Origin of the sequence: Acetobacter pasteurianus subsp. pasteurianus LMG 1262 = NBRC 106471 (genome assembly GCF_000285275.1) — a bacterium.
In the GTDB taxonomy this organism is placed as follows: domain Bacteria; phylum Pseudomonadota; class Alphaproteobacteria; order Acetobacterales; family Acetobacteraceae; genus Acetobacter; species Acetobacter pasteurianus.
Window position 1 is genome coordinate 1 of the sequence record NZ_CADO01000105.1, and the last position, 2,428, is coordinate 2,428.

Sequence of the window (2,428 nt, forward strand, 5' to 3'; positions counted from 1 at the left end):
TCAGGCATAGTCGGGCGGGCGGTCAAGAAGAGGATTTATCCTTCCTGTTTTTTGACGCGGCGGTGCTGGCGCGGAACCTGTAGCTGTCATTTCCTGTCTCGAGGATATGACAGTGATGGGTCAGCCGATCGAGGAGCGCCGTCGTCATCTTCGGGTCACCAAAGACGTCTCCCCATTCACTGAAGCTCAGATTGGTTGTGATGATGACACTGGTGCGCTCATAGAGGCGGCTGAGCAGATGGAACAGCAGGGCGCCCCCAGACGCGCTGAAGGGGAGATAACCGAGTTCATCAAGGATCACGAGATCCAGGCGGAGCAGCCTGTCGGCAATCTGCCCGGCCCGATTGGCAGTCTTCTCCTGTTCAAGAGCATTGACCAGGTCGACCGTTGACCAGAAGCGCGCCTTCTTGCGGTGATGGGTAATCGCCTGGATGGCCAGGGCGGTCGCCAGGTGGGTTTTCCCGGTTCCCGGGCCGCCGATCAGCACGACATTTTCGGCACGCTCGATGAAGTCCCCGCCATGAAGCTGGCGGACCATGGGCTCGTTGACCTGGGTGTCGGCAAAGGAGAACCCAGACAGGTCCTTGTAGGCGGGGAACCGGGCTGTCTTTGTCTGGTAGGCGATGGAGCGCACTTCGCGTTCGGCCAGTTCCGCCTTCAGAAGCTGCGAGAGAATGGGGATGGCCGCCCCGAAGGCGGGCGCGCCCTGCTCAATGAGGTCAGCCGTGGCCTGGGCCATGCCATACATCCGCAGTCCACGGAGCATGACGACAAGTGAGGCGGCGGCAGGATCATGACGCATGGCGACTGTCCCCACGCAGGATGTCATAGCGCCCTGTATCGGCGCACGGTTCGTGTTCGAGCACCAGGGCCTGTGGAGCATCAAGCCGGAGAACCACGGTTCTTTTGGCATCAATCAGGCGATGCAGCGTATTGAGAACATGGGTCTTGGTCGCCACGCCATCTTCAAGAGCCAGTTCAACCGCGCAGAGGACGGCCTGCTCATCATGCTGCAGCACCAGGGCCAGGATTTCAGCCATTTCCCGGTCGCCTCCAGGCCGCCTGAGCAGTTGATCCTGCAGGGTCCGGAAGGCGGCTGGCAATTCGGTAAACGGTGCGCCATTGCGCAGGGCGCCCGGTTTGCGCTGGATGACCGCCAGATAATGCCGCCAGTCATAAACCGTGCGGCCTGGCACACCATGCGAACGCGTGATGATCCGGTCATGCACGCACAGAACCTGCCCTTCGGCGATAATGCGCAGCTTGTCAGGATAAACCCGCAGGCTGACCGGACGATTGGCAAAGGAGGCCGGCACGCTGTAGCGGTTGCCTTCGAACTGGATCAGGCAGGTTGGTGAGACGCGCTTGGTCTGTTCGACAAACCCGTCAAAGGGACGCCCCGGCACCATGAGGTGGGGACGTTCGCTTGCATGGACCTCGGAGACGCTACACGGCAATCCAGCATGCCGCAGCCGTTCCCAACGGTCCAGGCAGCGGGCTTCCAGCCAGGCATTCAGCGCCCCCAGATCGGGAAAGGCGGGCAAATCCTGCCAGATCTGGCGCCGGGCATCCTGCACGGTCTTCTCGATCTGCCCTTTCTCCCATCCGGCTGCCGGATTGCAGAAGGTCGGCTCGAACAGGTAATGGCTGGCCAGGGTCATGAAGCGCAGGTTGACCTGACGCGCCTTGCCCGACCCAATCCGGTCCACGGCCGTCTTCATGTTATCAAAAATACCCCGCCGCGGCACGCCACCGAGCACGCGGAAGGCCTCGGTAAGCGCATCAAAAAGCATCTCGTGGGTCTGTAGGGGATAGGCCCTGAGTATGAAGGCCCGGCTGAAGGACAGTTTGGTGTGGGCAACCTGCAGCTTGACGCGACGGTCGGCAATCACCGCCCAGTCCTCGCCCCAGTCAAACTGGAAGGCTTCCCCGGGCTGGAAGCACAGGGGCACGAAAACACCCCGGCCCGTTGTCTGGCGTGCCTGGTGCTGTTCGTGTTTCCACTGCCGGATGAAAGCAGCCACCCGTCCGTAGGATCCATCATAACCCAGTGCCACAAGGTCTTCATACAACCGTCGCGCCGTGCGCCGGTTCTTGCGGGATCGGGCGGCTTCCAGAACCAGCCATCCCCTCAATTTGTCAGCAAACGGGTCCAGTCGGCTGGGACGTTCGGGAACCTGGAACCGCGGTTCAATGCTCTCTGCCCGGAGATATTTCCGGATCGTATTGCGTGACAGTCCCGTCCGGCGTTCGATCTCGCGGATCGGAAGATGATCCCGGCGATGCCACCGGCGGATCACACTCAGAAGCTCCATGTCAATCACTCCAAAAAACCCCCAGCAAATGATGCCGGGGAGTGTGAAGGCATGGGTCAAATCTCGATGAAAATTTCCGCCCTACCCGGGTCAGTTCTCAGTGAAAATCAACA

The 2,428-nt window shown here is 60.8% G+C and carries 2 protein-coding genes; both read right to left on the reverse strand.

Features of this window, described 5'->3' with window-relative positions:
• Window positions 1-22: 22 nt before the first annotated feature.
• A complete protein-coding gene (gene istB / locus APA10_RS11660; protein ID WP_003630803.1) occupies window positions 23-802 on the reverse strand; it encodes an IS21-like element helper ATPase IstB in 780 nt (259 codons plus the stop codon).
• Window positions 792-2,315, reverse strand: coding sequence for an IS21 family transposase (istA, locus tag APA10_RS11665; protein WP_035367744.1), 1,524 nt, complete (start codon window positions 2,313-2,315; stop codon window positions 792-794). Before istA ends, istB begins: the two co-directional genes overlap by 11 nt.
• Window positions 2,316-2,428: the final 113 nt, after the last annotated feature.